Genomic DNA, 17730 nt, shown 5'->3' with positions numbered 1-17730 from the left:
GCCGCGGGCAGCCGGCTCGCTAGAGCAGGCCGTGGCGTGGCGGTCGGGTGCCGTTCAGCACGTACCGGCCGATGTGCTGGATCTTCCAGCGCGCCGGGTCGTGCAGGGTGTGGGTGCGGGCGTCGCGCCAGTGACGGTGGAGGTTGAGCGAGTCGAGGGCGGCCCGGGTGCCGGCCACCTCGAACAGGGCGCCGGCCACTTCCACCGCGGTGTCGGCCGCGTGGGCCTTCGCGGCGGCCACGGCGATCGACGCCTCGGCCGCGGAGTCGTCGGTCAGGCCGGTGAGTGCCGCGTCCACCGTGCGGGCGGCTTCGCGCAGCAGCGCCTCGGAGGCCCGCACCCGCAGGGCGAGTTCACCGAACCGCTGGATGAGCAGCGGGTCCTCGGCCGCCGTTTGGGTGCCGCTTTCGAACCAGGGCCGGCTCTTGGTGCGGACGAACGCGGCGGCTTCGGCCAGGGCACCCCCGGCGATCCCCGTGTCGATCGCGGCGTGCAGCAACTGGGCCACCGCGCCGTGCAGCTGGGGTCCGCGGAAGGTGAGGTGATGGGGCAGGACACGGTCGGCCGGTACGGGCACGGCGTCGAGCCGCACGGTGCCGCTGGCCGTCGTGCGCTGACCCATGCCGTCCCAGTCGTCGATCACGGTGAGGCCGGGCGCGTCCCGCGGGACGTACGCCACGTGCAGCTCGTCGTCCTCGGCGCGGGCGAGGACCGGGATCCAGTCGGCGAACAGCGCACCGGTGGCGTAGTGCTTGACGCCGGTGAGGACGTAGGAGCCGTCAGGGCGTGGTGTCAGGCGGGTGCGGATGTCCTGGACGTGCCGGGTGCCCGCCTCCGACTGGGCGTTGCCGAAGCGGCGCCCGGCGAGGACCTCGGCGAAGAAGAACTTCCGCTGTTCCTCGGTGCCCTGGCGGCGGACGACGTTGACGTAGACGAAGTGGCTCTGCGGGATCTGGGCGAGGCTGCCGTCGGCCGACGCCAGCAGCCGGAAGATCTCGGCGAGGGTGAGCGCGCCGACGTCGGCGCCGCCGTGTGCGGCGGGGACGGTGACGGCGAGCAGGCCCGACGCGGAGAGCTTGTCCACCTCGGCGTGCGGCAGGCGGCGTTCGGCGTCGCGGGCGGAGGCACCGGCGCGGAACTCCTTCGCCAGCGCGGCGGCGACGGCGAGGGCTTCGGCGTCGTCGGCGATCACATGCGCGGTCATAGGGCTCAGCCCGCCGCTGCGAGGACCAGGCTGCTGCCCAGAGCCGCCGAGAACTGGTCGACCACCCGGGCCAGGCCCTCGTCGGCTTGGGCGGCGACGGCGAGGGAGCCGTCGTCGCGGACGGTGATGTCCTTGTCGAGGGTGAACCAGCCCTGCACGATGTGCGCCGCACCCATCGAGCTGAGGACCGGACGCAGCGCGTAGTCGATGGCCAGGACGTGGGCGGTCGATCCGCCGGTGGCCAGCGGCAGCACGGTCTTGCCGGCGAGGGCGTACTGCGGGAGCAGGTCGAGCAGTGCCTTGAGGACGCCGGAGTACGACGCCTTGTAGACGGGCGTGGCGACGACGACGCCGTCCGCGCGGGCGAACAGCTCGGCGGCCTCGACGATGGCGGGATGCCGAAAGTCGGCACCCAGCAGGGCCTCGGCGGGAACAGTGCGCACGTCCAGCGCGATCACGTCATGGCCCTGCGCGAGGAGCCGGTCGTCGAGGTGGCGCAGCAGGCGCTGGGTGCGGGAGGAGACGGAGGGGCTGCCGGAGACGGACAGGACGGTGGCCATGGGTCCTCTTTCGGGGCGGGCGGGGCGCCCGTGAGGCGGGCGCCCCGGGGGAGGGTCAGGAGTACCAGGTCGGTTCGGGCAGTTCGCCCTCCAGGACCCAGCGGCCGACCTCGCGGCGCTTGTAGGCGACGGGGTCGTGCAGGGTGTGGGTGCGGACGTTGCGCCAGAAGCGGTCCAGTCCCTCGGCGGTGGTCGTGGAGCGGGCGCCCGTCACCTCGAAGATGCGGCTGGTGACTTCCAGGGCGACGTCGGTGGCGCGCGCCTTGACCGCGGCGACCCGCACCTCGAACTCGCCGCGCGCCCGCTCGGTGACGGCGTCGGGGTCGTCGTGCAGCTTCTGGCCCTCGGCGGCGACGGCGTCGGCGAGCGCCTCGGCCGCCCAGAGCTTCGCGGTGAGATCGCCGTAGGTGTCGATGACGTACGGCTCGTCGACCGCCCGCTCGTGGCCGCCGTGCAGCCAGGGCCGGGTCTTGCTCCGGGTGTAGGTGGCCGCCGTCTCCAGCGCGCCGCCCGCGATGCCGAGGTAGAAGTTGACGAAGACTAGCTGGATGGTGGGCACGTTGAGGGTGTTGTAGGTGCGCGCCTGGAACTGCTTGTCGACGTAGCCGGCCGCCGAGGACCACGGGGTGCGCACGCCGTCGATGGTGACGCTTCCGCTCTCGGTCAGCCGCTGGCCGATGTTGTCCCAGTCGTCGTGGAAGGTCAGGCCCTCGCTGTCGGAGGGCACGATCGCGAAGACGTGCTGGTCGGTGCCCTCCAGGACGCCTTCGAGGACGGTGACGTCGGAGACCTTGCTGCCGGTGGAGAAGGTCTTGCGGCCGGTGAAGACGAGGTCGTCGCCGTCTTCCGTGACGACGACGTCGTTGTCGCGCGGGTTGACGGCCCCGCCGAAGAACCAGCGGTTGCGCGCGGCCTCGGCCTCGACGTGCTCCCACTGCTCGCGGGTGCCGACCAGGCGGGCGGCCCAGTTCCACAGGTAGTGGTAGCCGAGGAGCTGGCCGATGGACCCGTCGGCCTTGGCGACCTCGCGGACGACGCGGTAGGCGGTGGGCCAGTCCTGGCCGGCGCCGCCGTGCTCCACGGGCCCGAGCAGAGTGACCAGGCCCGCGTCCTTCAGCAGCTGCACCTCGGCGTACGGGGTGGCTCCAGCGCGGTCCCGGGCGGCGGCGTCGGTGGCGAGAACGGCGGCGACCTCGGCGGCGCGCGCGATCCAGTCCTGGGCGGTTGTCGGGGCGGGGCGGTTCTGCCAGGCGGTGGCCGTGGGGGTGCTCATGGGGGTGACCTCTTTCGTGGTGCGTGCGGTGGGGTGCGCGGCGGTGCGGGTGTGGCGTCGGTAAGGGGAGGGGGTGAGGCGGGAGCCGGGCAGGAGATCAGGCATGCGCGGGCGCAGGGCGGGGCTCGTCCTCGGGGAGTTGCGCCTCCAGTTCGCGGACGAGGGGCAGCACGCGCTTGCCGAAGTAGGCGACCTCCTCGTGGTAGTGCAGGAAGCCGAGGAGCAGGAGGTCGACGCCGAGGCGGCGGTAGGCGACGATGCGTTCCGCGATCTGTTCGGGGGTGCCGATCAGGCCGGTGCGGAAACCGTCGTTGTACTGGACCAGGTCCTCGAAGGTGGAGTCCTGCCACATGCCCTTGCCGTCGGCGGTGGACCGGCCCGCCTGCCGTACGGCGGCGCCGAAGCCCTCGACGGCCTCGGAGTCGGCCTTGGCGACGATCTCGCGGAGGGTGTCGCGGGCCTCGGCCTCGGTGTCGCGGGCGATGAGGAAGCCGTTGAGGCCGAACCGGGGCGCCGTACGGCCCGCCCGGTCCGCCGCGGCGCGTACGTCCTGGATCTGCTCGACGACTCCGTCGAAGTCCTTGCCGTTGGAGAAGTACCAGTCGGAGACCCGGCCGGCCATCCTGCGGGCGGCGGTGGAGTTGCCGCCCTGGAAGATCTCCGGGTGCGGTCGCCCGGGAGAGCTGAGGGGCTTCGGCTTGAGGGAGAAGTCCCGCAACCGGTAGAAGTCCCCGGCGAGTTCGGTGTGGTCCTCGGTCCAGATCTGGCGCAGGGCGCGAATGAACTCCTCGGAGCGGCGGTAGCGTTCGTCGTGCTCCAGCCAGGGCTCGCCGAGCGCGGTGAACTCGTCCTTGAACCAGCCGCTGACGACGTTGACGGCGAAACGGCCGCCGGACAGGTGGTCGGCGGTGGCGCCCAGTTTGGCGAGGACGCCCGGGTGCCACAGGCCGGGATGAACGGCGGCGATCACCTTCAGACGCTCGGTGGCGAGGAGCAGGGCGAGGCTGAAGCTGGTCGACTCGTGCTGGTACTCGGCACCGTAGCTGGCCATGTAGCGAACCTGGCTGAGCGCGTACTCGAAGCCGTTGTTCTCGGCGAGGACGGCGAGTTCGCGGTTGTAGTCGTACCCCCAGTCCGTGCGCTGTTCGATCGTGCTGGTGACCAGTCCCCCGCTGACATTGGGGACCCAATAGGCGAATTTCACGGGCGCGGGCATGCGGAACTCCTGTTGCTGAATTCTGTGTGATCCGGGACGTCATATCCCGGCGAAAGGAAACGCCACATCACTCACATGAGCAGGTGCATACGAGAACCGCTTTGTTGCAACGGCGCTGACGGGAACGCGGCAGCGAACTGTGCGACGAAAGCCGTGGCGTGATAGGGAGCGGCAGATCTCTGGGGGGTCAGGCCGCTGAGCGACAGGAGGCGCTGGAAACGCGCGCGAGGTCGACATGGCGTCGCCGCGTGAGGTCCAGTCGCATCGTCATGCCGCCGATCGTGGCAGTCGCCGGTCGAGGCCGTCAAGGGAAACCCGACCGGTTTTACGGCGCACCCCACTGAATTTCACGAAGGTGTGACAGGGAAACCCTTGAACAGCTCCGTCCGTGAGGGGAATTCTGCTGCCGTGCGAACGGAACAGCTGGAATACATCGCCGCGGTGACCCGGCTGGGCTCGCTGCGCCGGGCCGCGGAGGAACTGCGCCTGTCCCAGCCGGCGTTGAGCGAGACCGTCAGGAACCTGGAACGCGAACTCGGCGTCGTCCTCCTGGAACGCAAACGCTCCGGGGCGACGATGAGCGCGGAGGGCCGCGAACTGCTGCCGCACATCGTCGGCGTCCTGGAGGCGGTGGACCGGCTGCGGGCCGCGGCGGGCGAGCAGCACCGCGTCAGCCGCATGGTGCGGGTGGCAACGGTGAACGCGGCGACCGTGCCGCTGCTCATTCCGGTGGTGCGCGCCTTCCGCGCCGCACACCCCCTCACCCAGGTCGAGGTGGTCGCCGCGCAGCAGACGGAGATCCACCGGGCCCTGACCGAGGGCGGCTTCGACCTCGGCCTGGTCAATCACCTGGAAGGGGACGACATGCCGGCCGCACTGGAGTCGACGCAACTCCTGCACGGCCGGCCGGTGGTGTGCGTACGGCCCGACAGCCCGCTCGCCTCCCGCCCCGAGGTGACCGTGGACGACCTGCTGAGCCAGCCCCTGATCGCGATGCGCTCCGGTTACGTCATGCACCGGTACGTGCACCGGCTGCTGAACGGCCGTACCCCGTCCTTCTCGTACTCCACCGACGGGGCGGAGATGGGCAAGCTGATGGTGGCGGAGGGGCTCGGGGCCACGGTGCTGCCGGACTTCAGCGTCGTCGGGGATCCGCTGGAGCGGCTGGGTGCCATCACCTACCGGCCGCTGGCGGGCGCCGGGACGCGGGTGCTGCTGATGCTGCAACTGCGCAGGGCCGTGTCCGTGCCGCAGGCGGCGCGCGGACTGCGGGAGGAGTTCCTGCGCCGGGCGCAGGAACTGGGCGGCACGCTGAGCCCGCCGGGAGGCCGGTCGTCCGACGGGGCGGACTGAGCGGCCCGTCCGGAGCCCACCGACGGTGGCCCCCTCTTCCTCACCGACCGCAAGGCCCCGGCCGGAACACTGACCTGCGACGTGTCGAGACCGACCGCGTTCGGTTCTCCTACCGTCCTTACCACGCTGGCTCGGCAAACGTCTCCGTCGGACAAAGACACAGGTCAAAGCCGTGCGCGAGGCAGACGCTCGCCTGCCCGTGCGACTTTAAGTGCTCAGAAACCAGTTCGCTCTGGGAGGCCGCTAGGAATTTAAATTCCTGACTGATGCACCTCGGCGGTGAACGCCTCGGTCTCCTCAAGACCCTGGCGCTTCAGGGCCGCCTGGCGGGCCGCAGAGTTCACTGGCGCTTCTCGTGGTCGGCGGGCTCACCCTCGGGCTCGTCATTGATCAGTTTCCACTCGGGCTGGAAGTCGGGGTGGTCTTCATACGCCGTGAGGAGTCTGTAGATCACCGGGCTACGGAAATACTCAGGGACATCGGCGATCACATCCACGATCGCCTTCTGCCAGAAGGGGAGGTCCTCGGCCTCCGCGTTCGCCTTCCATCTCGTCCCAGGATTGGCCTCCACCCAGGCCACGAGGCGACGCTTGGCCTCGACGTCGGCCAGGACTCGGGCCTGCAACCCTGCCACGCCCTCGTTCTTGCCGGGCTTCACCGCGCGAGCAGCAGCTTCGTCCTCGCGAAGACTGGCCTTGAGGAACACCACCGCGGTTGCGAGATCTCTCATCGCCTTACCCCCCTTGTCGGTGCTGAAGGGCTCATCATCCACCTGGGTCCCAGCCTTTCGAAATTTCTGCCCAGAGGGTTGCTGTCCGTTGCGGGCCCTGGAGCGACAGGGGATGAAGGAAGACCAACCCCCTGGAGGCACCGATGCCCATCGCTGAGCACACCTGGCCCGTCTCGTACCCGGACTCCAACGAGCCGGTGCTGCCCGAGCTGCTGGACGAGGTCCGCCAAGCCGTGGAGGAGGGCGGTGTCGTCACCCTCCTCCGCTGCGAGGACTCCTGGCACGTCGGCCCCTAAGGATTCCTGAGCCAGAGCAGCTATTCGGCGGCCATCGCCCACCGCACGATCCTCGTGCGGCAGGATCCCGCTGGGTCGGTGCCCAGGATTCCGACATCACTGTCTTCTTCATGCAGTGCATTTCGTTACGTACTCCAGTAAACCTGAATGCACCCGCAGTGAACTTCCGGAAAACACGTGCGCCTCTTGTCCGTTATCAGCAGTCGGAGGCGGTCGGAGCAGGCGTGCCCTCACCCGGGACGGTGTGGGCCTCATGGGCATTCTGTTTCGTCCCCAGGGGGCCATCCCGACCACGTCACCTGCGAGCGCTCATCTGATCCCTCAGCCACGGCTCGGCGCTGGCACCAGCAGGGCCTTTCGGAGATCACCGCAGGTCCGGCCGGTGCTGCACCTTCCTGCGCAGGCGTTGTGCCTCCGCTCCCGCAAGCAGATCCTTGAAGGAAGCGCGCGGACTGCCTCGGCAGCCGCTGGTACAGCGAGGACGGACATGTGGTGACCACATCGGCAACTGCCCCGGGAGCGGACGATCGGGGCGACCCACTGAGTGTCACGCGCGCAGCCGTCGTCACGCTGGACAGCCGGAAATGGGTGACCGGCTGGAGCCCGCGGGCCGAGCAGCTGCTTGGTTATCACGCGAAAGAAATGCTCGGCCAACCGATCGGCGCGCTGGCGGCGCAGGCCGAGGGAACCCGTGAGGACTGGCTCCGCCCGAATCCGGACGGCGGACCGACCGATCACACGGTTCTACGTCACCGGTCCGGCCACTTCCTCCGGGCCGTGACGTCGCTGTACGAGCTTCCGGCCATGGCGTCGGGCACCGCCTTCCTCCTGTTCCTGGCGGACGCCGAGGAACATGCGGATTGGCAGCTTCGGCAGGCCATGCTCCACGGCCTTGCCGCCGAGTCCCCGGTGGCGCTGACCATCTACGGACCTGACCTGCGGGTGTCATGGGCCAACGCCGCGGCGCGAGATGAGTTGCCGGGAGAGTTCACGCAGTATCTGGGGCGCAGTGAAGGTGAGCTGTACCCCGGCAGCCAGGTGCTCTCGGCTGGACACCCGCCCTCGGTGACGCAGCTGATGAGCGAGGTGCTCGTTACCGGGCGGACCGTCGTCGATCTCCGGTACAAAGGACGTACCCTCGCGGATCCCGACCGTGAACACGTGTGGTCGCTCTCCTACTACCGATTGCAAGATGAAGCGGGTCGGACGCTGGGGGTATGTGAGGAATCGGTCGACGTCACAGATCTGTACCGGGCCCAGCACAGACTGGCGCTGCTGAATGAGGCCGCTGTCCTCATCGGCAGCACACTGGACCTCGGCCGCACGGTGGAGGAATTCGCCGAAGTCCTGGTGCCCGAGATCACCGACTTCATCGCTGTCGACTTGCTCGGTGCCGTTCTGGACGGCGGAGAGCCCGACGTCCGCTTGTTTGATCAGACAGGGGACATGCGCCGGGCCGTCCACCGGTCCGTCCGAGAGGACCTGCCCGAAGCCGTCGTCCCACCTGGCGGCAAGGTCGGATACACGGAGGGGTCCCCGCAGTGGCAATGTCTGGCAAGCGGGAACCCAGTGCTGAACGCCGTGCTGGCACGGTCCAGTCCTTGGCTGGCGGAAGACGCCGTGCGCAGCGCGCGCATGCGGGAGTTGGGCATCCACTCCCACATGGTGGTTCCGCTCCGTGCGCGAGGGGTGACCATGGGAGTGGCAACCTTGCTGCGGTGGCGTAATCGCGAGCCTTTCACCGCTGAGGACCTGCTACTCGTTGAGGAACTCGCTGCCCGTGCCGCCGTCTGTATCGACAACGCACGCCGGTTCACCAGGGAGCGCCACTCCGGTCTCATGCTGCAGCGCAGCTTGCTGCCGCACGAAATGCCCGCCCACGCCGCCGTAGAAGCCGCCTACCGCTATCTGCCCGCCGACACGGAGGCCGGCGTGGGCGGTGACTGGTTCGATGTCCTGCCTCTCTCCTGCGGCCGGGTGGGGCTGGTGGTCGGCGACGTCATCGGTCATGGCCTGCGTGCCGCAGCCACCATGGGCCGGCTTCGCACAGCCGTGCACACGCTGGCCGACCTGGATCTGCCGCCGGAGGAACTGCTGGCCCACCTCGACGACCTGGTCCAGCGTCTGGCCGAGGAGGCTGAGACTGCGCACCCCTTCGGCGTGGAGGGAGTGGTCGGCGCCACCTGTCTTTACGGCGTCTACGATTCGGTCACGCGCCGTGCGACGTTCGCCAGCGCCGGGCATCCGCCCCTCGCCCTCGCGCACAGGAACAAGCCGGTGGAGTTCTGCGACATCCCGACCGGCCCCCCGCTCGGGGTGGGCGGCATCCCTTTCGAATCGGTGGAGATGACAATCCCGGACGACTGCGTCCTGGCGCTGTACACCGACGGTCTGATCATGGCCTCCGAGTCCGATACGGACATCGGTCTGGCACGACTCGCCTTCGCGCTCGCCCATCCGGACCGCCCCCTGGAAGAGATCACCGGCACCATGGAGCGCATCCTGCTGCCCGATCACCCCCCAGACGATGTCGCCTTTCTGGTCGCCCGGCCGCGCCCACTGCCGGCCGACAACGTCGCTTCCTTGGAGCTGGCCTTCGAACCGGAAAGCGCTGCGCGAGCCCGGTCCCTGACCAGCGAGCGCCTTGCTCATTGGCGGCTTGAGGATCTGACCTTCTCTGCGGAACTGATCGTTAGCGAACTGGTCACCAACGCTATCCGGCATGCCCGCGGCCCCGTGTCCCTGCGCCTGATCCGGACCCAGAACCGTCTCATCTGCGCGGTCTCGGACGGCAGCAGCACGTCACCCCACCCACGCCGGGCGAAACTCGGCGAGGAAGGAGGGCGGGGTCTCTTCCTGGTGGCACAGTTCGCCGCGCGCTGGGGCACGCGCCATACCGCAGACGGCAAGATCATCTGGGCAGAAATGCCGGCCCCGGCGGCTTCGCCATCCAGCAATCCATAGTGGCGAAGGCGAACGCAATGCCTTCCTGCCGTGGACTTCGCGCAGCGTGCCCTCATGTTCGGTGAACACAGCACGGCCCTCAAACAGGCACAGCGCGACCTCATCCGAGGAGCCAGGGATGTGCTCGACGCTCCGGGGAAATAGCCGGGCCGCCCTTACGGCCGCGGGGGCCGCGATTCCCGCTTCGAGGTCCCGGCCCAAAGCGAGGCGCAAGCCGTCTCACCACTGTTCAAGGCGAGTGCCGACGTGGCTGCGCTGGCAGTCACGACATCCCCCGCCCTTGCCGCGCCCGCCAACTGGGGCGTCGGTCTTACGCTGCGGCGCCTTGAGCTCAGAGACCACCGTGACACCCGACGGCGACGGTGGCGGCATCGGAAAGATCGACAGGCATTCCGGCGAGGTGGTGCTCGTCGTGCTGGTCGTCTCGTGATCGCGGTCCCGTACTGGGCCAGCCCGAAAGCGAAGGTGAAGGGCGTCAAGTGGATCACCCCGGGCAGCTTCCTGGCCCTGGTGATCTGGCTGGTCGCCTCCGCCGCGTTCGCTTTCTACGTCGCCAACTTCGCCTCGTACGACAAAGACGTACGGCACGATGGCCGTCGCCGCGGTCGTGGGCGCCCCACCGCCCCGAAGAGCTGCCATCAACCACTCAAGCAGTGGCGCGAACCGGCCATGCGAACAGACAAGCTCGCCATCGCTGACCAGGGCGCACTCACCTCGCCGTCATTCTCATCCGGGCACGGCGGTGGCTTTGACGAGACCGTCCTTTTGCCTGTCGAGGGGCGCTCCGAATACTGCTGGGTCTTACCAGCTGCTCTAGCGTGGATGCATGGGCATCAGAGTGCGAACTCTGGCTTCTCCTTGGGCTTCAGTCCCTTCATGAGGTTGCGCCGGAACCACTTGCTCATGGGTTTCTCAACCCAGCGGTAGATGCCATACGACAGCAGCAGCATGGCGGCCATGGTCACGATAAGGGTGCCCCAAGGACCGAGTTCCGGTACGCGCCAGGTCAGACCCTTCGCCAGAGGAATGCCGATGCTCATGTGGACGAGGTAGAAGGGGTATGTGAGGGCTCCGGCTGTGACCAGCCAGCGCCAGCGGATCCTCCTCAAAGGCCCGAGCGACGCCGTCATCAGTACAGTGAGGAATCCTGTCACCAAAAGGGCGCACAGAGTCCAGGAGACGGTCTTGTGAGTATGGGACGTGGCGGGGTGGAAGTTCACCCGTAGCTGGAGCACAGACAGTTGATAGGCCCAGGCCATGCCGAGCAGGAACCACAACATCATGTTTTGCCCGAACCGGCACATGAGGTAGACGGCGATACCCGCGATGAAGTAGCCCGCGTAGGCACTGAGGGTGAACTGGTCCAGCAGTTTGTTCTGCGTGGAGTGAGTGATGAAGGCTGCCACCAGCCACACAGTGCAGAAGGTCATCATCCGGTGGTACGTCGCGCCGAACTTCAGGATGACGGCCATGAGGAGGTAGAAGCGAGCTTCGACGTCCAACGTCCAGGCGACACCGTCGAGCAGGCCGACCTTGAGTGGCCCGGGGAACATGGTGAGATTCGAAAGGACGACTCGGGGATGGATGACGGAATAGATGTCCCCGGTCTGCATGGGAATGATCGCGATACGTGCGACGATCAGCAGGATGACGAACCAGTACGCGGGGAACAGTCGGCAGATACGGGAGACCGCGAACTGGCCCGGACTGCGACCCCATGCACTCATACAGATGACGTACCCGCTGATCAGGAAGAACATTTCGACACCGAGCCAGCCGTAAAGGGCGGCGCGATGTACGAGATAGGAGAATTCCTTAGGCGATTCCCCCAGGATGGCCGGGTTCGTCGTGCCGAGGAAGTGGAAAGCGGCGACGAAGAGCGCGGCGGCGAGCCGTAATCCGTCCACGAGCGCCAGGCGCGGTGGCTGGGCGGCCTTGGCGACGGGCACGGCTGGCGTATGAGCGTTGCTGCCGGCGGGCTCGGACACGTCCGTGGGCGCCGGCAGCAGCTCGGCGGGGTTGCGGATCTCATCCGGCCAGCGCATGGCGTGGAGCACGAGCGCGTCCTCGCGGACCCGGAGCATGCCCAGGCGCTCGCGCCCGCTCCACGCGTATTTCGCGATGGCCACCTTGGACGAGCGGCCCAGGGCCTGGACCAGCAGCTTGTACGGCTTGGCCGCGACCTGGCCGCTGGCCTGCAGGTAGTAGCCCTCGCCGATCTGGATCGGATCAATCTCCTCGGCCGGCATGAACGCGACGATCTCGACCGCCTTGGCCGTCGGCAGCGGAAGATCACGCAGCTCCTCGTCCGAGATCGGGATGATGTGCTCGGGCCTGGTCTTGGTGCCGCGCGCCGGCTCATAACCCTTGCCGATCTCGGCGCTCGTGACCTCCCGGTCCTCCAGCTCACAGAACTTGCGGGTCCGGATCCGGCCCATGTCCTCCGGGTGGTACTGGTGGAAACGGATCGAGTGGTCCTCGGTCGCGCTGACCACGTTGATCGGCACGGTGACCAGGCCGAAGCTGATGGCGCCGGACCAGATGCTGCGGGGCATGCGGTGTCCTCCGTCTGTCGCCCCGAGCACCACCAGACTATGAGCGCCACCCAACTCGCGCAGCCTCCCGCCCGCCCCAGCAGGCCCAACGGGCGAAGGCCGCCAGACGGTGTCTTGATGCGCAGGGGGCGAGAGCCACGGCCGACAGAACCTCTGGCGGAAGGCTGGCGCCAGCCGGGCCACGAGGAACCGGGCAACCGCGGTACTCGCCAGACACTGACATCCCTGGTACGGCAATGGGGAGCTCACGGCGGCGTGCTCTGCCTCGATACGGCGCCGGGCTCCCTGGGGAGAAGGGCCGCCGCTGTCAGGCCGCCGAGTCCGATCACAGCGAGGACGATCATCGCGGCGGCATAGGCGCCTGTGGTCAGCCCGGAGACCAGGATGGTGCCGGCGATGGCCGTACCGAAGGAGGAGCCGAGGTTGGACACGCTGCGGGAGAGTCCTGAAATCTCCCCTTGCTGCTCTTCGGGAAAGTTCGACTGCACCAGGTTGACCGACGGCGTCAGCATGATGCCCAGCCCGAGTCCGATCAGCAGGAGTCCGGGGACGAACGCCCAGGCGGTGGAGAACCCGGCGGCCAGGACGACCAGAACGACGATGCCGACGATGCAGACGGCGAAGCCGGCCATGATCAGCGTGCGCTGAGAACGCCGTTTGGCCAGTCGCTCGGCGGACAGGGAAGTGATCAGCAGTCCCAGTGTGGCCGCCGTGAAGATGACCCCGGTCTGGATGGCGTCGTAGTGACGCACGACTTGCAGGTAGGCCGCCACCGTGAACGACGCACCCAGAAGCATCAGCCACTGGACGTTCTGGGTCACGAGCCCCAGGTTGGACGTGCGATTGCGAAACAGGCTGAGCGACAGAAGCGGTTCTTCGCCTGAGGCCTCCTTGGCGCGTACGGCGCGGAAGAACCACCAGAGCACGAGTACCCCGAGGGCCAGGAGCGCGATCGTGAGCCAGATGTTGTTGTCCGCGGCAAGAATGCCCATGACGACGAGAACGAGACCCGTGGCGGACAGGACCGCCCCGGCGGTGTCGAAGGAGCGTGCCGGGTCCGGTGGAAGCGGATCGTCAATGCGCCGGCTGAGCATGACGATCACTGCGATGACCAGGGCCTGGAATACGAAGGCTGCACGCCAACTGATGCCTGTGGTGATGAGTCCGCCGATCAGCGGTCCGGCAGCAGCGCCGACGCCGCCCAGCGCCATGATGACCCCGAAGGCGCGGGCGCGAGAGGTCACGTCCGGGTAGAGGAGGGTGGTGAGGATGTAGACGGGCGGGATGAGAAGGGCGGTTCCGACGCCTTCGAGGATCGAGTTACCGAGGATCAGGACACCGAGGCCGGGCGAGGCCGCGCTGAGCAAGGCGCCGATCGCGTAGACGACGAGACCGGTCAGGAAGCAGCGCTTGCGGCCGTAACGGTCGGTGAGCTTGCCGCCGGGGATCATGAGTGCCGCCATCACCAGCAGAAAGACCGTGATCGCCACCTGCACGCCCTGGACGGTCGTGTCGAGGTCCTCACTGATGTCGTTGATCATCACGTTCATGTTGGAGCCGGCGAAGCTGCAAATGAACTGGGCAAGAGCCAGGGCGGCCAGCGCACGTCTCTTGCCCGTCGGCCGGCGGCGCTCGACTGTCTCAACCACGTCCGCCGTCCCCTGGAGCACTCTCTGCGGGCGCCGTGAGGCGATGGGCCGAGGGGCGGATGTGATCGCCGGTTCGGTGCCTGGTCGCCTTGCTCAGTTCGTCATCGATCGCCATGGCCGCGTTGACCAGGGCCAGATGGGTGAACGCCTGCGGGAAGTTCCCCAGCTGCTCTCCTGAGGGTCCGATCTCCTCGGCGAAGAGCCCGACGTGGTTGGCGTAGGTGAGCATCTTGTCGAAAGCGTGTCGGGCCTGGTTGACCCTGCCACTGCGGGCGAGTGCCTCCACATAGAAGAAGCTGCACAGGTTGAAGGTGCCTTCCGAGCCGATCAGGCCGTCCGGGGACGCCGCGGGGTCGTACCGGTAGACCAGGCTGTCACTGACCAGTTCTTCGTCCATGGCATCGAGGGTGCTGAGCCAGTCGGGATCGCGGGGCGAGAGGAAGCCGAACTCCGGCATGAGCAGGAGGGAGGCGTCCAGGACGTCGGTGTCGTAGTGCTGCACGAACGCCTTCCGCTTCTCGCGCCAGCCGCGCTCGACGATCTGCCGGAAGACGGTGTCGCGCTCCTTGGTCCAGCGCATGAGGTCTGCGGGACGGGAGAACTCGCGGGCCGCGTGGATCCCGCGGTCGAACGCCACCCAGGTCATCAGTCGGCTGTAGGTGAAGTTCTGCCGGCCGCCGCGGGTCTCCCATATGCCCTCGTCCGGCTGGTCCCAGTGGTCGGCCAGCCAGTCCAGCACATCGCTGAGCGCCTTCCATCCGCGGATGGCACCGATGTCGCCTCCCACGATCAAGGCGTCCGAGGCCTCGCCGTATATGTCGAGCTGGAGCTGGTCGGCGGCCGCGTTGCCGGCGCGCACCGGCCGCGAGCCCCGGTAGCCCTCCAGGTGGTCGAGGATTTCCTCTGTCAGGTGGGGGTCGCCGTCCACGCGGTACATGATTTGCAGGGGATCGCCGGAGACGGTGCCGCCGGCCTCGATACGGTCCCGCAGCCAGCGGCGGAATGCCTGCGCTTCATCATGGAAGCCCAGGTCGATCAGTGTCCGGACGGAAAGGGCCGCGTCGCGGATCCAGGTGTAACGGTAGTCCCAGTTCCGCTCACCGCCGATCTGTTCGGGCAGCCCCATGGTGGCAGCGGCGATGGGCGCACCGGTGGGGGCGTAGGTGAGCAGCTTGAGCGTGATCGCCGAACGGTTCACGATGTCCTGCCAGCGGCCTTGGTAGGTGCACGACCGCAGCCATTCGAGCCAGAAGGACCGACATGCCTCGAAGTCGTCGGCGATGCCTTCCAGAGTGGGACGCGGTGAAGCGGGACCGCCGCTGACCGTGCTCGTCAGCACGACCGCCGCCGCCTGGCCGGCCGACAGGGTGAAGTGGGAGGCGATGTCGTTGCCGCTGCCGCGAAGCGGGAATCCGGTGGTGGACCGCAGGTGCAGGTCCGTCCCCGGGCCGCGGAAGATCGCGGCGTGATCATCGGTCTGCGAGAGGGTGTGCGGGGCGCGGCCGTAGTCGAAGCGCGGGCGGCAGGTGAAGGTGAACGGCAGGGTGCCCCTTACGACCCGGACAAGCCGCACCAGGCGGTGCTCGTCCTGAGGAGCCGAGGAGTCGAGGGGCGCCATGAAGTCAGCCACTTCGCCGACTCCGCCGGGTGCCATGAAGCGAGTGACCAGGATGGCCGTGTCGGACAGGTACAGCTGCCGAACGGTCATGTCGCTTTCGTCCGAGAGGTCCACAGCGAGACGGCAGTGCCCTCCGCCTTCACTGTCCAGGAGCGAGGCGAAGACGCTCGGAGAGTCGAACCGCGGCGTGCACCACCACGGAGGAGGACACCAGAGCGGCCGTGTGAAGGTCGCCGACCAGGCCGTGCTCGGCAATGGGCGCATACGGGTTCACGTGGCCTCCTCGGCTGGCTGAAGCACCTCGTGGGCAGGCCCCCTGCCACCGGTCTGCTTACGAAGAGAGTCCGGCAGCCCACGCCGTGAGGCCTCACCCGGCGGGGGTGAATGCAGCATCTTCATCCGGTTGCCTCTGACCGTGCAGGTTCGAACCGAGGCCCTGATGTGGCCCATGGCCGAGCCTGGGCCAGATCGGCGTCAGGAAGGCGCGATGGGCAGACGGCCGTCGCTGATGGCCTGGTGAAGGTGGCGTAGTCGCTGCGGGTCTGCTGGGCGTAGCTGAGGGCGAAGTCAGCGATGGCCTGGTCGAAGGTCGCGTCGTGGCCGAGGTAGGCGGCGATGGCGACGCGGTTTCCTGAGCGGGCGTGACCGCGGGCCAGTGCTCTGCCGCAGAGTCCGGCGTACTGGTGCAGCAGGCTCTCCGACATGTCCTGGATGGAGGCGGAGCCCTTCATGTCGAGCAGCTGCCTCCAGTAGAAGTGGCGTCCGGTGGGTCCGGTGGACCAGCCGAGGAAGATGTCGCCGAAGGCCTGGAGCAGCTTTTGCCCTTCCACCACTCGCTGCCCCTCGTGGGTGACGGACACGTTCACGTACTGTGCGAGAACCGAGGGCTCAGCCTCCTTGGCCTGGAGCAGCAGGAGCTCGCCCGCAGCCTGTCCTTGCAGCAGAAGGACGTAGCAGCGGGTGCCGACACTTCCGATGCCGACCACCTTGCGAGCCGCATCCACGATCCTGTACCGGTCCAGCAGCCGCCTTTGCGCAGACGGCAGACTCGTACGGTAGTCATGGAAGACCTGCTCGACGACGGCGCGGCCCTGTTCGTCAAACGGGGTGAGCAGTGGCGGGGAGTGCAGGAACCGGGGCGTGCCGTCGGGACCGGGCTCGGTCAGTTTCGCGATCGCTTTGCTGCTGTCGGTCTGGCGTGCCTGGTCCAGAGTGCGGTGAAGTCGTGCGCGGTGCAGCGAGTCGCCGACCTCCTGGAGCAGGTCGTCGGCCGCGATGTGCTCGTACCAGACGGCGAGCTCGGTGGCGGCGGACAGTTCGCTCATGTGGGTGCGGTAGCTGCGGGCTGCCTCGATGGCGAGGGCGCCGGCCTTGTTCGCCGGAAGGCCATTCTCATCGGCGGCGATGACAAGGCTGGCGGCAAGGCGCTTGATGTCCCACTCGAAGGGACCCGGCAGGGTTTCGTCGAAGTCGTCGAGATCGAAGACGAGGTGGCGCTCTGGAGAGGCGAACAGTCCGAAGTTGGACAGGTGTGCATCTCCGGAAAGCTGAACGATCAGTCCGCTGTTCGGCCCGCAGGCCAGGTCGGACGCCATGACTGCCGGAGTACCGCGGTAAAAGGCGGAATGGGAGCCGGCCATGCGGGCATAGCGGATCGGCATCAGTTCGGCGATGCGCGGCTCGGCCTCTCTGTTCAAGAGGACCACAAGGTCGGTTCGGTGAGAAGGTGGGGTCCACTCGCTCTGCTTGATCAGGGGAAGACGCCTGCGGGCGGCCAGACCCGACGCGGCCAGTGCGTCGGACACCACTCCCCCGGCCGAAGATCCGTCAGCGGGAAAAGGGACGGTGGGCACGCGGCGGCTCCTGGGTGGTGCGCTTGAGGCGAGGCATGGTGCGTCACCTCATATCCGGCCCGATCACTGGGGCTGCATGATTCGTCCCGGTCATCCCGGAAGACGGTTTCCGTGCGCACTCCCGGCCACGATCCGGCGAACCTGACAGCGCTGTCGTTGTCGACTTGGCCTGCCCCCTACCTCACCCCAAGCCTGACACACCGGTGACCGGCTGTCCCTTCGGCAGAGTAATGCTCGCACTGTGCGGTCCCGCAGCGTTCCATGAGCAAGGAAAGACGGCCAAGAGAAGCTGACGCAAGGCGCCGGTGCGAGAAGCGATGGGGCGACGAAAGGCGGAGGGCTGCGCACACACCGTCGCGTCGCAACACCGCGAGGCCTGCTCCACAGGGCCGACGAAGGCGCGCGGCGTAAGAATGGGAAGGGAATGTCCTCCTGATTCCCGTCGGCCGCGGAGGCTTT

The 17730-nt window shown here is 67.9% G+C and carries 12 protein-coding genes and 3 pseudogenes; 4 read left to right on the top strand and 11 right to left on the bottom strand.

Annotation, left to right across the window (positions count from 1 at the left end; all coding sequences use genetic code 11):
- Positions 1-19: 19 nt before the first annotated feature.
- The 5 genes from C3489_RS10965 to C3489_RS39995 all read right to left on the bottom strand — a co-directional run bounded on the left by C3489_RS10965 (position 20) and on the right by C3489_RS39995 (position 4518).
- Positions 20-1204, bottom strand: coding sequence for an SfnB family sulfur acquisition oxidoreductase (locus tag C3489_RS10965; RefSeq protein ID WP_103781565.1), 1185 nt, complete (start codon positions 1202-1204; stop codon positions 20-22).
- 5 nt (positions 1205-1209) lie between these two features.
- Complete coding sequence (ssuE, locus tag C3489_RS10960; RefSeq protein WP_103781564.1) at positions 1210-1764, bottom strand: NADPH-dependent FMN reductase; 555 nt, start codon at positions 1762-1764, stop codon at positions 1210-1212.
- A 55-nt stretch (positions 1765-1819) separates the two neighbouring features.
- Positions 1820-3037, bottom strand: a complete 1218-nt coding sequence (locus tag C3489_RS10955) for an acyl-CoA dehydrogenase family protein (RefSeq protein ID WP_103781563.1) — start codon at positions 3035-3037, stop codon at positions 1820-1822.
- 97 nt (positions 3038-3134) lie between these two features.
- Entirely contained in the window at positions 3135-4253 is a 1119-nt protein-coding gene (gene sfnG, locus C3489_RS10950; RefSeq protein ID WP_103781562.1) for a dimethylsulfone monooxygenase SfnG, read from the bottom strand.
- 187 nt (positions 4254-4440) lie between these two features.
- Positions 4441-4518, bottom strand: a complete 78-nt coding sequence (locus tag C3489_RS39995; RefSeq protein WP_352234107.1) for a putative leader peptide — start codon at positions 4516-4518, stop codon at positions 4441-4443.
- 143 nt (positions 4519-4661) lie between these two features.
- Here C3489_RS39995 and C3489_RS10940 point away from each other — a divergent pair, with 143 nt between their 5' ends.
- Complete coding sequence (locus C3489_RS10940) at positions 4662-5606, top strand: LysR family transcriptional regulator (protein WP_181139625.1); 945 nt, start codon at positions 4662-4664, stop codon at positions 5604-5606.
- Positions 5607-5946: 340 nt separating this feature from the next.
- Here the strand turns inward: C3489_RS10940 and C3489_RS10935 are convergent, their stop codons facing one another.
- Complete coding sequence (locus C3489_RS10935; protein WP_258054637.1) at positions 5947-6336, bottom strand: DUF6221 family protein; 390 nt, start codon at positions 6334-6336, stop codon at positions 5947-5949.
- Between the two features lie 143 nt (positions 6337-6479).
- Here C3489_RS10935 and C3489_RS38630 point away from each other — a divergent pair, with 143 nt between their 5' ends.
- The 3 genes and pseudogenes from C3489_RS38630 to C3489_RS10925 form a co-directional block, all read left to right on the top strand.
- Positions 6480-6632: a hypothetical protein gene (locus C3489_RS38630; protein ID WP_181139624.1), complete on the top strand. Its 153-nt coding sequence runs from the start codon at positions 6480-6482 to the stop codon at positions 6630-6632.
- A gap of 492 nt (positions 6633-7124) precedes the next feature.
- Positions 7125-9596 carry a SpoIIE family protein phosphatase gene (locus tag C3489_RS10930; RefSeq protein WP_107499741.1) on the top strand — a complete coding sequence of 824 codons (2472 nt, stop codon included), beginning with the start codon at positions 7125-7127 and terminating at the stop codon, positions 9594-9596.
- A gap of 423 nt (positions 9597-10019) precedes the next feature.
- Positions 10020-10191: pseudogene (locus tag C3489_RS10925) on the top strand (YhjD/YihY/BrkB family envelope integrity protein); the annotation flags it as partial.
- Positions 10192-10429: 238 nt separating this feature from the next.
- Here the strand turns inward: C3489_RS10925 and C3489_RS39270 are convergent.
- From C3489_RS39270 to C3489_RS10905, 5 genes and pseudogenes are all read right to left on the bottom strand, one after another.
- Positions 10430-11584, bottom strand: a complete 1155-nt coding sequence (locus C3489_RS39270) for an acyltransferase family protein (RefSeq protein WP_374936731.1) — start codon at positions 11582-11584, stop codon at positions 10430-10432.
- Positions 11576-12151 (bottom strand): annotated as a pseudogene (locus C3489_RS39265) (Ku protein); the annotation flags it as partial. The pseudogene C3489_RS39265 and the gene C3489_RS39270, both read right to left, overlap by 9 nt.
- 245 nt (positions 12152-12396) lie before the next feature.
- Positions 12397-13800 (bottom strand): MFS transporter, encoded by a 1404-nt coding sequence (locus C3489_RS10915; RefSeq protein ID WP_103781559.1) that lies wholly within the window; start codon positions 13798-13800, stop codon positions 12397-12399.
- Positions 13793-15692: pseudogene (locus C3489_RS10910) on the bottom strand (glycoside hydrolase family 15 protein). Before C3489_RS10910 ends, C3489_RS10915 begins: the two are co-directional and overlap by 8 nt.
- A gap of 121 nt (positions 15693-15813) precedes the next feature.
- Positions 15814-17223 (bottom strand): DUF2252 domain-containing protein, encoded by a 1410-nt coding sequence (locus C3489_RS10905; protein WP_258054636.1) that lies wholly within the window; start codon positions 17221-17223, stop codon positions 15814-15816.
- Positions 17224-17730: the final 507 nt, after the last annotated feature.

Source organism: Streptomyces sp. Ru71 (assembly GCF_002920535.1).
In the GTDB taxonomy this organism is placed as follows: domain Bacteria; phylum Actinomycetota; class Actinomycetes; order Streptomycetales; family Streptomycetaceae; genus Streptomyces.
The sequence above is the reverse complement of the archived record's forward strand: the minus strand, read 5'-3'. Positions and strand labels throughout refer to the sequence as shown.